General features: G+C 45.8%; 14 protein-coding genes. 12 read left to right on the top strand and 2 right to left on the bottom strand.

Annotated features, from left to right (window positions below; translation table 11 throughout):
- Nucleotides 1-57: 57 nt before the first annotated feature.
- The 9 genes from ACR1R9_RS14125 (at nucleotide 58) to ACR1R9_RS14085 (ending at nucleotide 10314) form a co-directional block, all read left to right on the top strand.
- Nucleotides 58-762: a response regulator transcription factor gene (locus ACR1R9_RS14125; protein WP_053782085.1), complete on the top strand. Its 705-nt coding sequence runs from the start codon at nucleotides 58-60 to the stop codon at nucleotides 760-762.
- Entirely contained in the window at nucleotides 759-1745 is a 987-nt protein-coding gene (locus ACR1R9_RS14120; protein ID WP_064638807.1) for a sensor histidine kinase, read from the top strand. The genes ACR1R9_RS14125 and ACR1R9_RS14120 overlap by 4 nt, the downstream gene beginning before the upstream one ends.
- Nucleotides 1746-2022: 277 nt before the next feature.
- The gene (locus ACR1R9_RS14115) at nucleotides 2023-2793 is read left to right on the top strand and encodes an ABC transporter ATP-binding protein (protein WP_072732602.1); all 771 of its coding nucleotides are present in this window, start codon (nucleotides 2023-2025) and stop codon (nucleotides 2791-2793) included.
- Complete coding sequence (locus ACR1R9_RS14110) at nucleotides 2768-4720, top strand: ABC transporter permease (protein ID WP_433923374.1); 1953 nt, start codon at nucleotides 2768-2770, stop codon at nucleotides 4718-4720. The genes ACR1R9_RS14115 and ACR1R9_RS14110 overlap by 26 nt, the downstream gene beginning before the upstream one ends.
- Before the next feature lie 196 nt (nucleotides 4721-4916).
- On the top strand, nucleotides 4917-6344 hold the full coding sequence (locus tag ACR1R9_RS14105; protein WP_433923711.1) for a 4-hydroxyphenylacetate 3-hydroxylase family protein: 1428 nt from the start codon (nucleotides 4917-4919) through the stop codon (nucleotides 6342-6344).
- Nucleotides 6345-6565: 221 nt separating this feature from the next.
- Complete coding sequence (locus tag ACR1R9_RS14100) at nucleotides 6566-7273, top strand: response regulator transcription factor (RefSeq protein ID WP_433923375.1); 708 nt, start codon at nucleotides 6566-6568, stop codon at nucleotides 7271-7273.
- On the top strand, nucleotides 7251-8702 hold the full coding sequence (locus ACR1R9_RS14095) for a HAMP domain-containing sensor histidine kinase (RefSeq protein WP_076291047.1): 1452 nt from the start codon (nucleotides 7251-7253) through the stop codon (nucleotides 8700-8702). Before ACR1R9_RS14100 ends, ACR1R9_RS14095 begins: the two co-directional genes overlap by 23 nt.
- A 100-nt stretch (nucleotides 8703-8802) precedes the next feature.
- The gene (locus tag ACR1R9_RS14090) at nucleotides 8803-9882 is read left to right on the top strand and encodes an AI-2E family transporter (protein WP_076291048.1); all 1080 of its coding nucleotides are present in this window, start codon (nucleotides 8803-8805) and stop codon (nucleotides 9880-9882) included.
- Nucleotides 9883-9915: 33 nt separating this feature from the next.
- Complete coding sequence (locus ACR1R9_RS14085; protein ID WP_433923376.1) at nucleotides 9916-10314, top strand: Asp23/Gls24 family envelope stress response protein; 399 nt, start codon at nucleotides 9916-9918, stop codon at nucleotides 10312-10314.
- Nucleotides 10315-10392: 78 nt separating this feature from the next.
- On the opposite strand, the gene ACR1R9_RS14080 is transcribed toward ACR1R9_RS14085, so the two are convergent.
- Nucleotides 10393-11238 (bottom strand): AraC family transcriptional regulator, encoded by an 846-nt coding sequence (locus tag ACR1R9_RS14080; RefSeq protein WP_433923377.1) that lies wholly within the window; start codon nucleotides 11236-11238, stop codon nucleotides 10393-10395.
- Between the two features lie 203 nt (nucleotides 11239-11441).
- Here ACR1R9_RS14080 and ACR1R9_RS14075 point away from each other — a divergent pair, with 203 nt between their 5' ends.
- From ACR1R9_RS14075 to ACR1R9_RS14065, 3 genes are all read left to right on the top strand, one after another.
- Nucleotides 11442-12446 carry an aldo/keto reductase gene (locus ACR1R9_RS14075; protein ID WP_099852647.1) on the top strand — a complete coding sequence of 335 codons (1005 nt, stop codon included), beginning with the start codon at nucleotides 11442-11444 and terminating at the stop codon, nucleotides 12444-12446.
- A gap of 276 nt (nucleotides 12447-12722) precedes the next feature.
- Nucleotides 12723-14333, top strand: a complete 1611-nt coding sequence (mbcS, locus tag ACR1R9_RS14070) for an acyl-CoA synthetase MbcS (RefSeq protein ID WP_433956451.1) — start codon at nucleotides 12723-12725, stop codon at nucleotides 14331-14333.
- 111 nt (nucleotides 14334-14444) lie between these two features.
- Nucleotides 14445-15689, top strand: a complete 1245-nt coding sequence (locus tag ACR1R9_RS14065; protein ID WP_099852643.1) for an aminopeptidase — start codon at nucleotides 14445-14447, stop codon at nucleotides 15687-15689.
- Nucleotides 15690-15783: 94 nt separating this feature from the next.
- Here ACR1R9_RS14065 and ACR1R9_RS14060 read toward each other — a convergent pair whose 3' ends face one another.
- Nucleotides 15784-16248 (bottom strand): AraC family transcriptional regulator, encoded by a 465-nt coding sequence (locus ACR1R9_RS14060; RefSeq protein ID WP_076291054.1) that lies wholly within the window; start codon nucleotides 16246-16248, stop codon nucleotides 15784-15786.
- Nucleotides 16249-16396: the final 148 nt, after the last annotated feature.

Here is a 16396-nt window from a genome sequence, read left to right as displayed (position 1 = left end):
TTTTGGAAAGAGAATTGCATATTCCATTATGACAGGTTGGAGGCGAGACCTTTTTTTATGTATACGATAATGATTATTGAAGATGATCCGAAAATTGCAGGTTTACTCCAATCCCATATTGAGCGATATGGTGACAGGGCCGTTGCGGTTGAGGATTTTGAGCAGGTCGTCCAGCAGTTTGAACAAATTAAGCCGCATGTCGTGCTGCTGGATATCAACCTGCCGAGTTACGATGGGTTCTATTGGTGTCGCCAAATTCGTTCCATTTCCACATGTCCGATTATTTTCATCTCGGCCCGGAGTGGCAAAATGGATCAGGTTATGGCGCTTGAGAACGGTGCGGACGATTATATTACGAAGCCGTTTGAGCATGAGATTGTCATGGCCAAAATTCGAAGTCAGCTACGCCGGGTGTATGGCGATTACGCTGCGCGTCATGAAGAGCGCAAGGTGGAACTGGATGGACTAACTGTTTATCTGGAAAGATTGGAGATGGAGCTCGGTGATCGCAAGATACAGCTGACCAAGAAAGAAACCATTTTGCTGGAGACGTTGCTGCGTCGGAGTCCCAAACTGGTTAGCCGTGAAACCATTTTAGAAAAGCTGTGGGATGATTCCTTTGTGGATGATAATACACTTAGCGTGAATGTGACCCGCGTGCGTAAACGATTGACTGAGCTGGGCATTACAGATGCGCTGGAGACGGTAAGAGGTTCAGGTTATCGACTCAACAGCAATTGGAAGGCATCGTCGCCCTCATGAAGTTGTTTATCAAAGAACATATTGTACTGACTTGTTGGGTAATCGTTGTGCTGCTCACCGTGGTTGCGGTCTTCTGGTACGACGGCTATGACCACTGGTTAACGGCCACGTATGCGGTATCTCTGGGGTTAGTCCTATACGCAGCCTATCTCATTTATCGGTATCTGTCCCATCGCATGTTTTATTCCCGGATGTCCCATCGAATGAATGATCTGAAAGAATTTGTTCCATTGAATGAGCCTGCTCCCTTGCCGCAGGCATTGTCAGAACTGTTGGACTCACAGTACGGTCATTATTATGCGCATCTGCATCGTCTGGAACAGCGTCAACAGGAATACCTGACTTTTATGAATCAATGGGTTCATCAGATGAAGACACCTTTGTCCGTCATTGAACTGACGGTTGAGGATCAGGAGGATGAGGACCCCCGTTTCATCAGCATTCGAGAGGAAGCAGACCAGATGAGACGAGGACTGGAAACGGTGTTGTACATGGCACGGCTGGAGACATTTGAACAAGATTTCAGTGTGGAACCGGTATCCCTCAAGGCGGCCGGAGAAGAAGCCATCCATGAGCTGAAACGGTTCTTCATTCGCAATCACGTGTATCCCGAGATGAAAATTGATTCTGCGTTAATGGTTCAGTCGGATGCGAAGTGGATTCGGTTTGTCCTCGTGCAGCTGTTATCCAATGCCATCAAGTACTCTTCTGGGGGGAACGGGCAAAAGGTAACCATCCAGGCCCATGAATCCACAAGATCCATTATTCTTGAAGTGAAGGATCAGGGAGTCGGTATTCCAAAGTCGGATCTCAACCGAGTGTACCAGCCTTTTTTCACCGGAGAGAATGGGCGTCATTTTAAAGAATCCACGGGGATGGGATTATATATTGTAAAAGATGTCCTGACACGAATGAACCATCGGATCGACCTTACATCCGTTCAGGGAGAAGGGACAACGGTAACCATTACTTTTGAAATCTAAATATAAGCGCATAATGCGGAACGAAATGAGAAGACGTCTGGTGCCCTGACAGGGATCGGCGTCTTTCTCGTTTTCTACATATGAGAAGACGATTTTTGGATAGTGAGACATGTAATCTTACAATAATGTCATGAAGATGAAAGGTTAATCCATAGGAGAATGGTCGAAACTTCGATAGACTGAAGTCAGAAAGTAGAGAACGACCTCGATTTGCGATGAAGTTCAGCCCAACTTGGTTTAATTCAAAAATCCGAAATCTAAAAGGAGACATTAACCTATGGAGATATGTTCAGTGAAACAGATTAGCAAAATTTATAAAGGGATCGTATCATACGAAGCCTTGTCAGGTATTGATCTCAGTATTCAGGAGGGTGAATTCGTTGGCATCATGGGTCCATCCGGCAGCGGCAAAACAACGTTGCTAAACATGATTTCAACTATTGATCACCCTACTTCAGGGGAACTGAAGATCGCGGGTAAGAACCCGTTTGAACTGAATCACGATGAACTGGCTCTGTTCAGACGCCGAGAGCTGGGGTTCGTATTTCAGTCGTTTAACCTGCTCAACACACTCACAGTTAAAGAAAATATTGTCCTGCCGCTCACGCTGGATGGAGTACCGGTTGAGGAGATGAATGAACGTGTTGATCGACTCGCAGAGAAGCTGGGCATCGCATCTCTTCTGAACAAACGCACGTATGAAATTTCCGGAGGTCAGGCCCAGCGGACAGCAATCGCACGAGCCCTGATCCATTCTCCCAAGCTGGTGCTGGCCGATGAGCCTACAGGAAATCTCGATTCGAAGGCAGCGCGTGATGTAATGGAGATGCTGGAACGCCGCAATCAGGAAGATCGGGCCACCATGCTGTTGGTCACGCATGACGCTGTTGCGGCAAGTTATTGCAGCCGGGTTGTATTTATTAAGGATGGACGACTTTACAACGAAATTCATTATGGAGATAACCGATCGACATTCTATCAACGAATCATCAACGTATTATCCCTGATGGGAGGCTCAGGACATGAATTTTCGCCAGTTCGCCATTAATAATGTTGTTCGGAACAAACGAATTTATTTGGCCCATTTTCTGAGCAGTACGTTTTCCGTCATGATCTTTTTTACGTATGCACTTCTTTTGTTTCACCCGGATCTGAAGGATGGACTGAAGGGTTCAAGTGGGACAGTGACCATGCTTGCGAATCAGGGGTTTCTAATTGCTGAGATCATTATTTTCATCTTTTCGTTTCTGTTTCTGCTCTATTCCGTAGGTTCATTTCTAAAGACGCGTAAAAAAGAATTCGGCATATTTCAAATCATTGGCATGACACGTAAACAGATGAACCGACTGTTATTCATGGAAAACTTGTGCATTGGACTTGCCGCCATTGTGGCAGGCGTTGGATTAGGAATGATCTTTGCCAAGCTGATCCTGTTGATCTGCGGTTCGATGCTGGCGGTGGAAGAAAGTCTCCGATTCTATTTTCCATTAAAAGCAATCGCACTTACTGTCGGAGCATTTCTGCTGCTGTTTGTTGTGATTGCGCTGAGCTCATCGCTGCTGATGCGAAAAGGGTCATTGATTGACCTTGTAAAATCAGAGGAAAAACCAAAACCCGAGCCAAAGGCTTCTCGTCTTTTAGCACTTCTCTCCGTCATACTCATTGGGGGTGGATATGCGGGTGTATTTGCCTTTGTATGGATCACATACTCTTTCCCTTTGCTGCTTGGTAGTGTTGTTTTGGTTATTGCAGGCACGTATCTGTTATTCACCCAACTTAGTGTGTATGCCATTCGGGCGCTCAAAGGCAATAAGCGTTTGTTTTTCCGTAAAACGAATTTGCTGTTTCTGTCCGAACTTACCTATCGAATGAAAGATAATGCGGTCATGTTTTTTATGGTGAGTGTGATTTCGGCTTCCGCCTTTACAGGCATCGGTACGATGCTGGCGATCGCTGATCCGGGATTGTCATCGATGTCAAATCCATATGCGTTTACCTACCAAAATTCATGGGATACACCTAGCGCAGAACGGCACATCAGGAAGATTGAAGAGACACTGATTGATAATGAGGTTCCGTACCAGAAAGGAAGTTATATTCCGCTGTTTGATGACGAAGGGGACTATATCATCAAATTAAGTGACTATAATCATCTTGCCAAGGCGCTCGGTTACCAAGAGCGAACTCTCGAGAATGTTAACGATTCCTTTATGACTCCGGGCAATCTTACGAGTCGCAAGACATTACGAGCAGAAGCCGGAAAGGGTTCAACTCAGAAAAATATCAGTATGTGGGAAGTTCAGGAAAAGGTCAGATTAACAACACCTGCAACCGATATCGTCATCCCTGTTGAATTCAAAAGGGAAGTTTATGTGGTATCCAATGAGCTGTACGACAAGATGAATAAGGAATTTAATATTCAAATCGAGGCTGATGAAAATTATTATCCCGATAAAAAAACTCAATTTGTTGTGACAGATTGGATGGGAACGCGGAAGTTTGCTCCTGATCTGGTCGAATCCATTCAAAATGACTCAGATGGTCAGGGGTACTTCGAGATCAGCGCTCTCGTGCTGGATTGGCTTAATTCCAAACAAACTAATGGTATTATCCTTATTCTGAGCGGATTGATTGGCATTGTCTTTTTCACCTTTGCTGCAAGCTTTACCTACTTCCGGTTATATGCAGATCTGGAACGGGATGAAGAACAGTACCGCATGATTGGTAAGATGGGACTGAGTCGCCCGGAGCTTCGCAACATCGTAACCAGACAGCTGGTGTTAATGTTTTTCCTGCCAATAGTGTTGGCCATTATCCACAGTTCCGTTGCATTTGTTGCATTACAGCAGTTGGTTGATTTCTCTGTTATGGGTTATACTTTGCGCATTTTCCTCGTATTTGCATCTATGCAGATTCTATTTTTCCTGCTGGTACGCTGGCGTTATCTGCGTCATATGTATGCCAAATTGATCTAATATTAATCGAATAGAACAGACACCAGACCTTAGGTTCGGTGTCTGTTGACTTTTTCCTCCAAAGCAAAGTACTATTTCAATAGATACAATATGTATCGTTTTGGTATAACTTAAGTTTCGAAATGATTAAAAACAATATCAACATTGAGTTTCCTAGCCTTTCTAACCGAGAAGGAGGATTACATTGAGCATAACGATGTCCCGTGGACAAGCTTATCTGCAACGCTTGAACGATGAACGGAATGTATGGCTGGATGGAGAGCGTATTCGCGTAACAGAGCATTCTGCCTTCCGGGGAACTTTACAAACGATTGAAAGTCTGTTCAATCTGGTGGATGGTGCGGACACGAGAGAAACAGTGGCTTATTGGGATGAGCAGACGAATGGATATGTACATCAGGCTTTTCGAGTACCCCGCAATGCTCAGGAGATCAGCAGCAGGGCGGCAGCCTTTCGATTGTGGTCTGATCGCACCTACGGGGTAATGAGCCGTCTCTCGGATTATGCCCGATCCCGCCTGACCGGATGGTATGCCACACGGGATGCGATGGCTGCATATGACCCGGCATATGGAGGTAAAATCGCTGCCTATTATGATGAGGCAAAACGGAAGGATGCCTTCCTGACCATTGTCCAGCGTGACCCGCAAATTAATCGTGCTCTGCCCGTAGGGGAAGATGAAGATGCGATGCTTCAAATCATTCGTACCAATACAGAGGGTGTTGTCCTCCGTGGGGCGAAGATGGTGGCGACCGCTGCTCCATATGCGGACGATATCATTGCATATCCGATTCAGCGCATTCCTGGACATCGCCCGGAACTCGCGCATATGGTTATTGTGGCAGCAGGAAGTCCAGGATTACATATGGTATGTAGAGAATCTTTTGCAACATTAGATTCAGATACTGCTCATCCGCTCAGTAGTCAGTATGATGAGATGGATGCTGTATTATTTTTTGACGATGTATTTGTACCTTGGGAGCGTGTACTGCTTCACAACAATCCGGAAGCGGTATGGCAGATTCGCTGCAACGTGGCATCCTCCAGTCTGGCTTACCATCAGAGCATTATTCGGCTGCATTCGAAGCTGGAATTCATTACAGCCATCACGTTTTCCATTGCCAAGGAGATTGGAGTGGATGCCTTCCTGAATGTACAGGAACAGCTTGGGGAGATGATCAGCCAGATGCATACGATTGAAGGACTCATCATCGCATCCGAGGCACAAGCTGCGCCGGATGTTCATGGGAACTGGCTACCATCATTCAAATATATTGAAACAGCCCGTAATCTGGGGAACCGTTATTACCCGCGCGCTGTTGAGATTTTGAAGACTATTGCTGCAGGTGGCCTTATTCAGATCCCTTCCGGGAAGCTGGAGCTCGAAGGAAGTATCAGCCCCATGATGAACAAGTATCTTGGAGGCGTAACGATGCAGGCACCAGAGAAGATTCGGTTATTCCAGCTCGCCTGGGAGCTGACAGGAAGTCCGCTGGGAGCCAGACATGATCTGTATGAACGTTTCTATGCCGGTGACCCGGTACGTAATCGGGCGAGTCAGTATGTGCAATATGATAAGGACCGATTATATGCCCGGGTTGAACCCTGGTTACGTAGCAAGTGATGAATGGTACTGAAACTTTACTTATTTTAGCTTTATATTTGAAGCTCTGGCCCTGATGCCCGGGCTTTTTATTTAGGTTATCTTTAGAAATGGTTTAGATTGATTTAAGAGACGTAGTATATAGTAGTAACGTATAGACATATGAGCAATAACAAATGGAATGTACGGATACGAATTTGAATGAAAACTGAATTTATTGAAATAGGAATGAGAGGATTCGCATGAGATACACACTATTAATTGCAGATGACGAACCCGAAATTGTGGAACTGCTTCAGCTGTACCTCGAGAAGGACTACAACATTGTGACAGCCGTTAATGGAGTAGAGGCGCTAGAGTGTATCCGTTCAACTCAGATTGATCTGGTCATACTGGATATTATGATGCCTGTGATGGATGGACTCCAGTTGATCAAACAAATCAGGTCCACACATCATATGCCTGTTCTGTTCCTGTCGGCCAAAAGCCAGGACCATGACAAAATCCTTGGACTCGGACTGGGTGCAGACGACTACATCTCCAAACCTTTCAATCCTTTGGAAATTGTCGCCAGAGTGGAAGCTTTGCTCAGAAGAGTCAATCAATTTGATGCACCTGACGTGCCTGCTGCTAAGGAGTTAAATCTTGAGCTGGGTGAGCTCAGGCTTGATCGATCCCAATGTATCCTTTTTCGCTCGGATAAACCTGTGACATTGACCTCAACAGAGTACAAAATTGTGGAGCTTCTGCTTGAGCAGCCAGGCCGTGTCTTCACCCGTAAAAAAATATACGAAGCCGTCTGGGGAGATTATTACGCTCATGAGGACAGCACGATAATGGTACATATCAGTAACATTCGGGAAAAGATCGAGCGCGACTCCAGGCAACCGGAATATTTAAAAACGATAAGGGGACTGGGATACAAAATTGAAGCGCCCATGGAAAGCTAGAGAAAAGAGACTATTGCAAACGTCCCTGACACTGGACTTTTTGCTGTTTAACTTCTTTTTGTTGTTACTGGTAGCCATCGTGTACATTATCATTAATCTGGATGTGGTCGATTTCCGCATTTCGGATCAGGTGGTGGATCCTGATCTGAATGTGGAGGCACATGTGTATGTGACAGAACTGGAGAACGAGTGGCTGTCCGGAAGTTCCGATGAGGCCAATAATACCGAGATTCAGCGTCTCAAGGACAGTGGGGGATGGATTGAAGTGCTGGATGCGGAGCGGAAGGTCATTCGTTATATCGGGGACAAGCAGGATACGTTCACTCAATACAGTGAAGCTGAGCTGTATGCAGGACTCGAAAACCGAAATGAACAGCCTTACTATTACTCCATTAGTCCGCTTTCAACAGAGGGAGCTGCAAAGTACGTTTTGCTGAAGATTCCTCGTGACTTGGTCAGTGTACGAATTAATGATAATCAGCTGATTACCAATTTGAAGCATCCGTTATCGTTCTACATTATGATCGGGATCGGATTGGTCTTGCTGCTGATATTTGTATACAGCTACTGGGTCGCCCGTCGAATCAAAAAGCCGCTGAGTATTCTCTCTCTAGGTCTTACCCAGATGATCCAGGGAAATTATAGTACACGCATGTCCATCTCGGCAGAGAGGGAATTTGTCCAGATTGGAGAAACCTTCAATTATATGGCGGACGTCATTGAGAATACATCTGCGGAGAAACGTTATGCCGAAGAGAGCAAACAGCGATTAATTGTGGATTTGTCGCATGATCTCAAGACCCCGATCACGAGTATTCAAGGATACGCCCAGGCTTTGGTGGAAGGGCGAGGGGAAGATAAGGACAGGCAGCAGCGATATCTGGGATATATCTACAACAAGTCCGTTCAGGTCGCGCGTATGATTCAGAACATGCTGGAATTGCTCAAAGTGGATTCACCTGACTTCCGTATGCATATTCAACAGCGGGAAATCGGCGAATTTGTACGTGAGATTATGGCTGATACGTATGGTGAGATTGAGCAGAATCATTTTGGCCTGCATGTGCTCGTTCCTGATGAAGAGATCTATGCAAGGTATGATCCGGAGCTGTTGTCCAGAGTGATTCAGAACCTGATTACAAATGCCTTGTCCTACAACCCGCGGGGGACGGAGCTGCGTGTGGAGCTAATCCCACTGGACAACCATGTGGTTATCGAGGTTGCTGATACCGGTGTGGGTATCCCTCAAGAGTTATGGGCAACCATCTTTGATCCATTTGTGCGCGGGGATGAGGCTCGTACGGGAACCGGGGGTACAGGGCTTGGACTGGCAATTGCGCGGCGGAACACCGAGAAAATGGGTGGACGATTAACACTTTCCCGTCGTGGACGGGAGACGACGGTGTTCACTATACAGATTCCGAAATAAAGGACCGACATAAAGGGTAAGGTTGATATAAACATTTTGTCATTCTGATCACCATTTGCAAAATGCTCATATAGAAAAGGTTAAGTGGAGGGGAAACTTTTTGTTCAAAGTAAATTCGTTTGTACGTTTCAGTATTGCACTGGCACTGATACTGATTAATATCTATCTGTTATCACGTGTCAGCTTTATTTTCCAACCGCTTGTTACCATGCTTACGGTAATTACCGTGCCGATGATGCTGTCCGTATTCTTTTATTATCTGCTGCGGCCGCTCGTCAATTACATGGAAAAAAAGAAGCTGAATCGCACACTTAGCATTTTGCTGATCTATCTGGTGTTTGGTATACTGTTCGCCCTGTTTATTATAGGACTATGGCCTTCCCTACGCGAGCAGTTGATCAACCTGGTAGAAAACGCACCAAATTTAATCAATTCACTGAGTTTGCAGCTTAAAGAGCTGGAGCAGAACGGTGTCATTACAGCTATGTTCCCGGAAGGATCGACCCCGTTTTCGCAGATCACGGATTACATTAACAAAGGCTTTACCTTTGTAACAAACTATGTGAGTGGATTCTTCTCACTCATCTCAAGCTTTGCGATTGTTCTGTTCACTTTCCCGATCATATTGTTCTACATGTTGAAGCAGGGCGAGAAATTTGGTCGTAAGCTGGTGCACATTGCACCAAAACGCTTCCAAAAAGACAGTCGTGACGTGGTACTTGAGATCGATCAGGCGTTAAGCGGCTTTATCGTGGGACGAGTTCTCGTGAATCTGGCTTTGGGCGTGCTGATGTATATTGGTTTCCTGATCATTGGTCTCCCGTATGCACTGCTGTTAACCGTAATTGCGGTCATTATGAACTTTGTTCCGTTTATCGGGGCGATTCTGTCCTCCGTTCCTATTGTCATTATGGGACTGGTGGTATCCCCTTCGGTTGCAATCTGGTCACTCATTATTATTCTGGTAGCACAGCAAATTCAGGATAATCTGGTTGCACCGTATGTATTCGGCAAAAAACTCGATATTCATCCGCTTACCACCATTATATTGGTGCTGGGTGCAGGGGACCTGGGCGGCATAATTGCCATTCTAATTATCATCCCTGTCTACATGATCGTTAAAATTATTTTGGTTCGAATCTATCAGCTATTCTTCAAGGACAAATGGCAGAATGCTTAAACATTTATAAATGATATAGAAGGAGTGGAAATCATGTCTGAAATCATCCCACAACCATACACTGAACCTGAGTATATTGAGCCACAATCTGTTCAAATGGGCGCCATTCATATTTCCAATGATGTAGTATCCAAAATTGTCGGCATGGCCGCTCAAACTACAGAGGGAATATCCTCCATGTCTGTTGGTCTTACCGAAGGAATCGCCAAGAGTATCAGCGGAAAGAGCTTGCAGAAAGGAATTGACGTTGAAATCAAAGATGATCAGGCATCTATCCAACTGCGAATCAATGTTCAATTTGGCAGAAAGATGCATGAAGTCTGTCAGGAACTTCAACATAATGTGCAGCAAGCTGTCGAGCAATTAACAGGCATTATGGTCAATGAAATTAAAGTTCAAGTGGTAGGCGTGACCATGCAGGAGCAGGTTTAAAGCAGAAGGAACGAATGGAATTCAGTCATAGGCAGGTAGTGATACCCTGTGTAAAAATACAAAAACAGCACTTTCCCATTAGCTGCATAAATGGGAAGGTGCTGTTTTGTGTTTGCGATAATACGTAGGGGCTTCGCCCATAACTTTTTTGAACATTTTCGAGAAAAGCAGCTGGTCGGCATATCCAACGGAACGGGAGATATCCCCAATGGTCAAAGCCGGGTCCAGCGTCAGCTCAGCCGCCCTGCGCATGCGGTAATTGACCAAATAAGACTGAATGCTGGTGCCCATCTTGTCTTTGAAGAGAGAGCATAAGTAACTGCGCTGCAAGCCAACATGAGACGCAATGGACTGTACGGTTATGGTATTGGCATAATTAATCTCAATGAAATCCATCACCTGAGTGACATAGGTTTCTTTCGTATAGTCTTGGAGTGGAATAGGTCTGTCCTCACCGGCTCGATCAATCAAAATGGAGAAAAACTGAAAGAGTAATCCCGTCATGCTAATCTCCCACCCCTTATGGGTGTTGCGAGAGCTAATCATGCGGTGCAGGCAGGAGCGCATCTCGTCATCTTCATTGCCCATCTCAAAGATCGGATGGTGCTCAGACAGGCAAGCCTGCTGCAATAACGAAGGGCAGGTGCTTCCTTGGAAAGCAACCCAGCTATACTCCCACGGATCATCCTGATCTGCTTCATAATGAACGACAGAATGGGGCACGATGAGGAACCCCTGTCCTTTGTGCAGCGTAACCTTTTTGCCTCCGACTTCGAAGGTGCCTTTGCCGTCCAAAATATAATGGATTTTGTAATAATCGCGCATGGCCGGGCCGAAGTGGTGACAGGGTGCGCAAGCTTCTGTGCCGTAATGAAGGAGCTGCAGCTCCTGAAAGTGATTGTTTTTGCACATATACGTAATCAAGGCTATTCACTCCTGTTATGAGGTCGTTATAACTTGCATTTTAACATATAAAAGGTGAAAAGGAATCGTTTTATAAATATCATTTGATGAAGATACCAATCATTTTTCCATATCGTTGTAGTGAAATGCCATATCGTTTTACATGGAAAGTGTCTAAGATGAAAGGGTATTCAATAACTTTTACAGGAAAAGAGAGATTAACGATGCCTTATACTGCGAGTGAACAACGATACAGTGAAATGAAGTATGCCCGCTCTGGCAAAACCGGAATTAAGCTGCCGCAAATAGCACTAGGCTTATGGCAAAACTTCGGTGGAAATCGCACCCTGGATATTCAGGAAGAGATGATTCTGCGCGCATTCGATCTGGGGATTAACCATTTCGACTTGGCCAACAACTATGGACCACCTCCAGGATCAGCCGAAGAGAATTTTGGTGTCATTCTCAAAAAACATCTGCGTCCTTACCGCGACGAACTGCTCATCTCCACCAAGGCAGGTTATCATATGTGGAACGGTCCATACGGTGAATGGGGTTCCCGCAAAAACCTCATTGCCAGTCTGGACCAAAGTCTGAGCCGGATGGGACTGGATTACGTAGATATTTTCTATCATCACCGTCCAGATCCGGAAACACCGCTCGAAGAAACGATGACTGCGCTGGATCATATCGTTAGACAGGGTAAAGCTCTGTATGTAGGCTTGTCCAACTATGATGCTGAACAGACCAAAGAAGCAGTTACTATTTTGCGTCGTCTCGGAACACCTTGTCTGGTTCACCAGCCAAATTATTCGATGCTGAATCGCTGGATTGAGGATGGATTGCAGGATGTACTGGATGAGCACGGCGTAGGATCAATTGCATTCTGTCCGCTTGGCCGCGGTCAGTTGACGAATAAGTATGTGGACAAGATCAAGGAAGAGCGCGCTAACCCAACAGGCAATCTGAGAAAAGAAGCCTATACGGACGAACGGATCGCCAAGTTCGAAGCACTTCAGGCGGTTGCCGAACGTAGAGGTCAAACGATCTCCCAGTTGGCGCTGAACTGGATTTTGCGTAGCAACCGAGTTACTTCTGCTCTGATCGGCGCAAGCCGTGTGTCCCAGATCGAAGAAAACGTAGCCGCACTTCAGGCACCAGACCTGACGACGGAAGAGCTGAGTGAAGTCGAAAGCATCTTGGATGGCATCGGGAACTACGCTTGGTAAGATTGAACGCAGAGAAACGACTCTGGAAATTCAGAGTCATGTCTACAATGATTAAATCAATCTATATTTTATAGATATGTTGGGATAACTAAGGTGTCTTCCTGTGGTCGGGAGGACACCTTTTTTTGTCTTACTTATCTTCTTTATATGTAAAGAAACACCTTTTGGAACTTCGTCTTAATTGACCTGTGTTTATTTTTTTCTTAAACTATTTCATATCATAGCACCAGGTCCTAGGATTTAGGGTATAATATATAGATGCTATACATTTGAAATATGAAGGAGAGGCTCCATTTGAATTTTCAACAGTGGATTTCGCCTGAAACCTATAACCTGACATCCGAGATGGAGAATCACCCGTCGGATCGGGTTGCACTTAGATGGCTAAGCGATCATAAAGAATTGGAAGAGATCACTTATGGTGAGTTACTGAAGCAGGCAAATCGTTTTGCTGGAGGCTTGCGTGATCTTGGTTTGGAGAAGGGCGACCGGGTGCTGGTCATGGTACCACGCCGAATTATTGCCTATGTTATATACATTGCCTGTCTGAAACTGGGCATTGCTGTTATTCCTTCTTCCGAAATGCTGCGTGCGAAAGATCTGGAGTATCGTCTTCGGCATTCCGATGCCCGGGCTGTCATTGTCTGGTCCGAGACGACTGCTGAAGTTGAAAAGATAAATGCAGATCTGCCAGCATTGGCACACCGCATCGTTGCATCACCAAATGGTGATAATAGCGTACCTGGAGAAGGCTGGGTCAATGTACTCCAGTTAATGCAAGGCCAATCCGATACGATGGCTGCGGTGGAAACACATCGTGACGATATGGCTATTCTCGCTTATACCTCCGGTACGACTGGCAATCCAAAAGGCGTGGTACATAGTCATGGTTGGGGTTACGCTCATTTGCGGATCGCTTCATCGTTATGGCTGGATATTCAGCCTTCGGATACGGTATGGGCAACGGCAGCACCTGGATGGCAAAAATGGATCTGGAGTCCGTTCCTGTCTGTACTCGGAAGAGGGGCGACCGGACTGGTTTATAATGGATCATTCCAACCGAAACGTTATCTGGAATTGTTGCAGGAGCATCAGATCAACGTCTTGTGCTGTACGCCGACGGAATATCGGTTAATGGCCAAAGCAGACGATCTGGGTCACCATGATCTGTCCGCACTGCGTAGCGCCGTGTCTGCTGGTGAGCCGTTGAATCAGGAAGTAATTGAAATTTTCCAGCGTCACTTTGACCTGACGATTCGGGACGGATATGGACAAACCGAGAGCACGCTGCTGATCGGCAGTTTAAAAGAGGCTCCCGTACGAATCGGTTCTATGGGGCAGTCCATTACACCAGGTCTTATTGAGATCGTCAATGAAGAGGGACAACCTGTACCTGCCGGTGAAGTAGGCGATATTGCCGTGCATAAGGACATGCCAGCCTTGTTCCGTGCCTATTATCAGGATGAGGGACGGAAGGAAGCGAATCAGCGTGGGGATTATTTTGTAACAGGTGACCGCGCACGTAAAGACGAAGAAGGCTACTTCTGGTTTGAAGGTCGCAGTGACGATATCATCATCAGCTCAGGTTACACGATTGGACCGTTTGAGGTGGAAGAAGCGCTGATGAAACACGCCAGCGTGAAGGAATGTGCGGTCGTAGCAAGTCCTGATGAGATCCGTGGTAACGTAGTGAAAGCATTTGTAGTGCTGAGAGACGAGTCTCTCGCATCACCAGAACTGGCGCGCGAACTGCAAAACCATGTGAAGGAATGGACAGCACCCTACAAATATCCACGCAAAATCGAGTTTGTAGCCGATTTGCCAAAAACAAACTCCGGTAAAATCCGCCGGATCGAGCTGCGTGAGCAAGAAAAACGCAAGGCTTAAATGAAAAACAGTGCTCGAAAGAACGATCCTTCACTGTAACGGCCACTGGGCAGATCTCAAATCATTGTGCAACAATACTCGTTTAAATATGAAATAGGAGTGAACACAACCATGAGTAATTTTGAACAAACCTTCGAAAAATCGTTGGAACAATACGCAGAGCTGGTTGTCAAAGTCGGCGTAAATATTCAGAAAGGCCAGGATCTGCTCGTAACGGCACCCATCGAAACATTGGAATTCACCCGTCTGATCGTGCAAAAAGCGTATGCGGCTGGCGCCAAGTATGTACAGGTTGATTTTGATGATGACGATATTACACGCAGTCGTTTTGAACATGGCTCTGATGATAGCTTCGATTATTACCCGGCCTGGAAGGCGGAAATGATGGAGAAGTTTGCAGAAGCAGGCGGCGCTACGCTCACGATCAAAGTACCTGACCCTGAATTGTACAAAGGCATCAATTCCGACAACGTGTCGCGTGCAACCAAAGCGGCGGCTCATGCACGTCGCGGATATTCGAAATATACGCGTAACCACGAAATTAGCTGGTGTCTGATCAAAGCGCCAACCAAGGCGTGGGCGAACAAAGTGTTTGCCGACATTCCAGAGGAAGATCGCATTAACGTCATGTGGGAAACCATCTTCAAAATGAACCGTGTCGATGGCGGAGACGCTATTCAGAACTGGAAAAAACATCTGGACACCCTGAATGCCATGAGTGATTTGCTGAACAAGAAAAATTATAAAAGCCTGCACTACCGTGCACCCGGAACGGATTTGAAAATCGAACTGGTGAACAACCATATTTGGGGTGGCGGCGGTAGCGAAAACAAGCAAGGTGTGTATACCGTTGCGAACATGCCGACAGAAGAAGTATTTACAATGCCGAAGCGCAGTGGAGTCAACGGATTTGTCAGCAGCACGATGCCGCTGAATCTGAATGGACAACTTGTAGATCAGATGAGAATTACGTTTAAGGATGGACAGGTTGTTGCGTTTACAGCAGCTTCGGGTGAAGAGCATCTGAAAAACCTGTTTGCCACCGATGAAGGTGCACGTTATCTTGGAGAAGTGGCTTTGGTGCCGCATGATTCCCCAATTTCCAACTTGAATCGTATTTTCTATAATACCGGTATTGATGAGAATGCATCCTGCCATCTGGCTGTCGGCAGTGCATACCCGTTCAACATGAAAGATGGTACAACGATGTCTAATGAGGAATTGCTGAAACATGAATGTAACGTGAGTCTGACCCATGTGGACTTTATGATCGGCTCCGCAGAGCTCGACATTGATGGTGAGTTGCAGGATGGTACGGTGGAACCTGTATTCCGCAAAGGGAACTGGGCATTTTAATTGGTGAAAACAAGGAAATAAGTTAGAAACAAAGGCGACTTCAACATTGAAGTCGCCTTCGTTCTTTTTGGCATCCTCAACAACTATGAATAATTTATAGCGGCTTAACGGGTACACATATTTCGCAAAAATCCAGAAGAAGCAGATCACCGGCATACCTTTCCAAGATGGGTTTGTTGTCCATGGTACAACCATTGCTCTGCAAATACGGGAAAATCTCGGTCCAGGCTTGCTGCACATCTTCTGCTGTGTGTTTGACTTTGCAAACCAGATATTGCCCGCCAGGAAGTTCAGCTTCTTCAAGTTGGGGAGTCGACTCATCCAGGCAGTAATCCTCTGATATGACAATACATGCATCATACCTGCATTGAGAGGGGAGGGTGGTTTCCGGGTTATCCTGCGGAATGCCGAACAAGATGGTCGAGCTTGTAAGCAGGCCTTGGGATCTTGCCCAGTTCTTTAATGTTTCCATCGCGTGACTGTTAGCAGGACCATACGGACCGACTTGTCGTACATAAGCAATTCGGGATGTTGTCAGGTTTTCGATGTGGAATTCCATTGGTGTTCATTCCTTTCGTTACGATTATGGGTTACATCTCGAATGCTATCATGGTATAAAAAAATATTCATATGTATTTTTGGGGAAAGAGAGATCGTGGGACTTTAAGTCTATTTTCAGTGGTAATGGGTTAGTAGGACTTGTGGTA

It is taken from the genome of Paenibacillus taichungensis, from assembly GCF_050994985.1.
GTDB lineage: Bacteria > Bacillota > Bacilli > Paenibacillales > Paenibacillaceae > Paenibacillus > Paenibacillus taichungensis.
The sequence above is the reverse complement of the archived record's forward strand: the minus strand, read 5'-3'. Positions and strand labels throughout refer to the sequence as shown.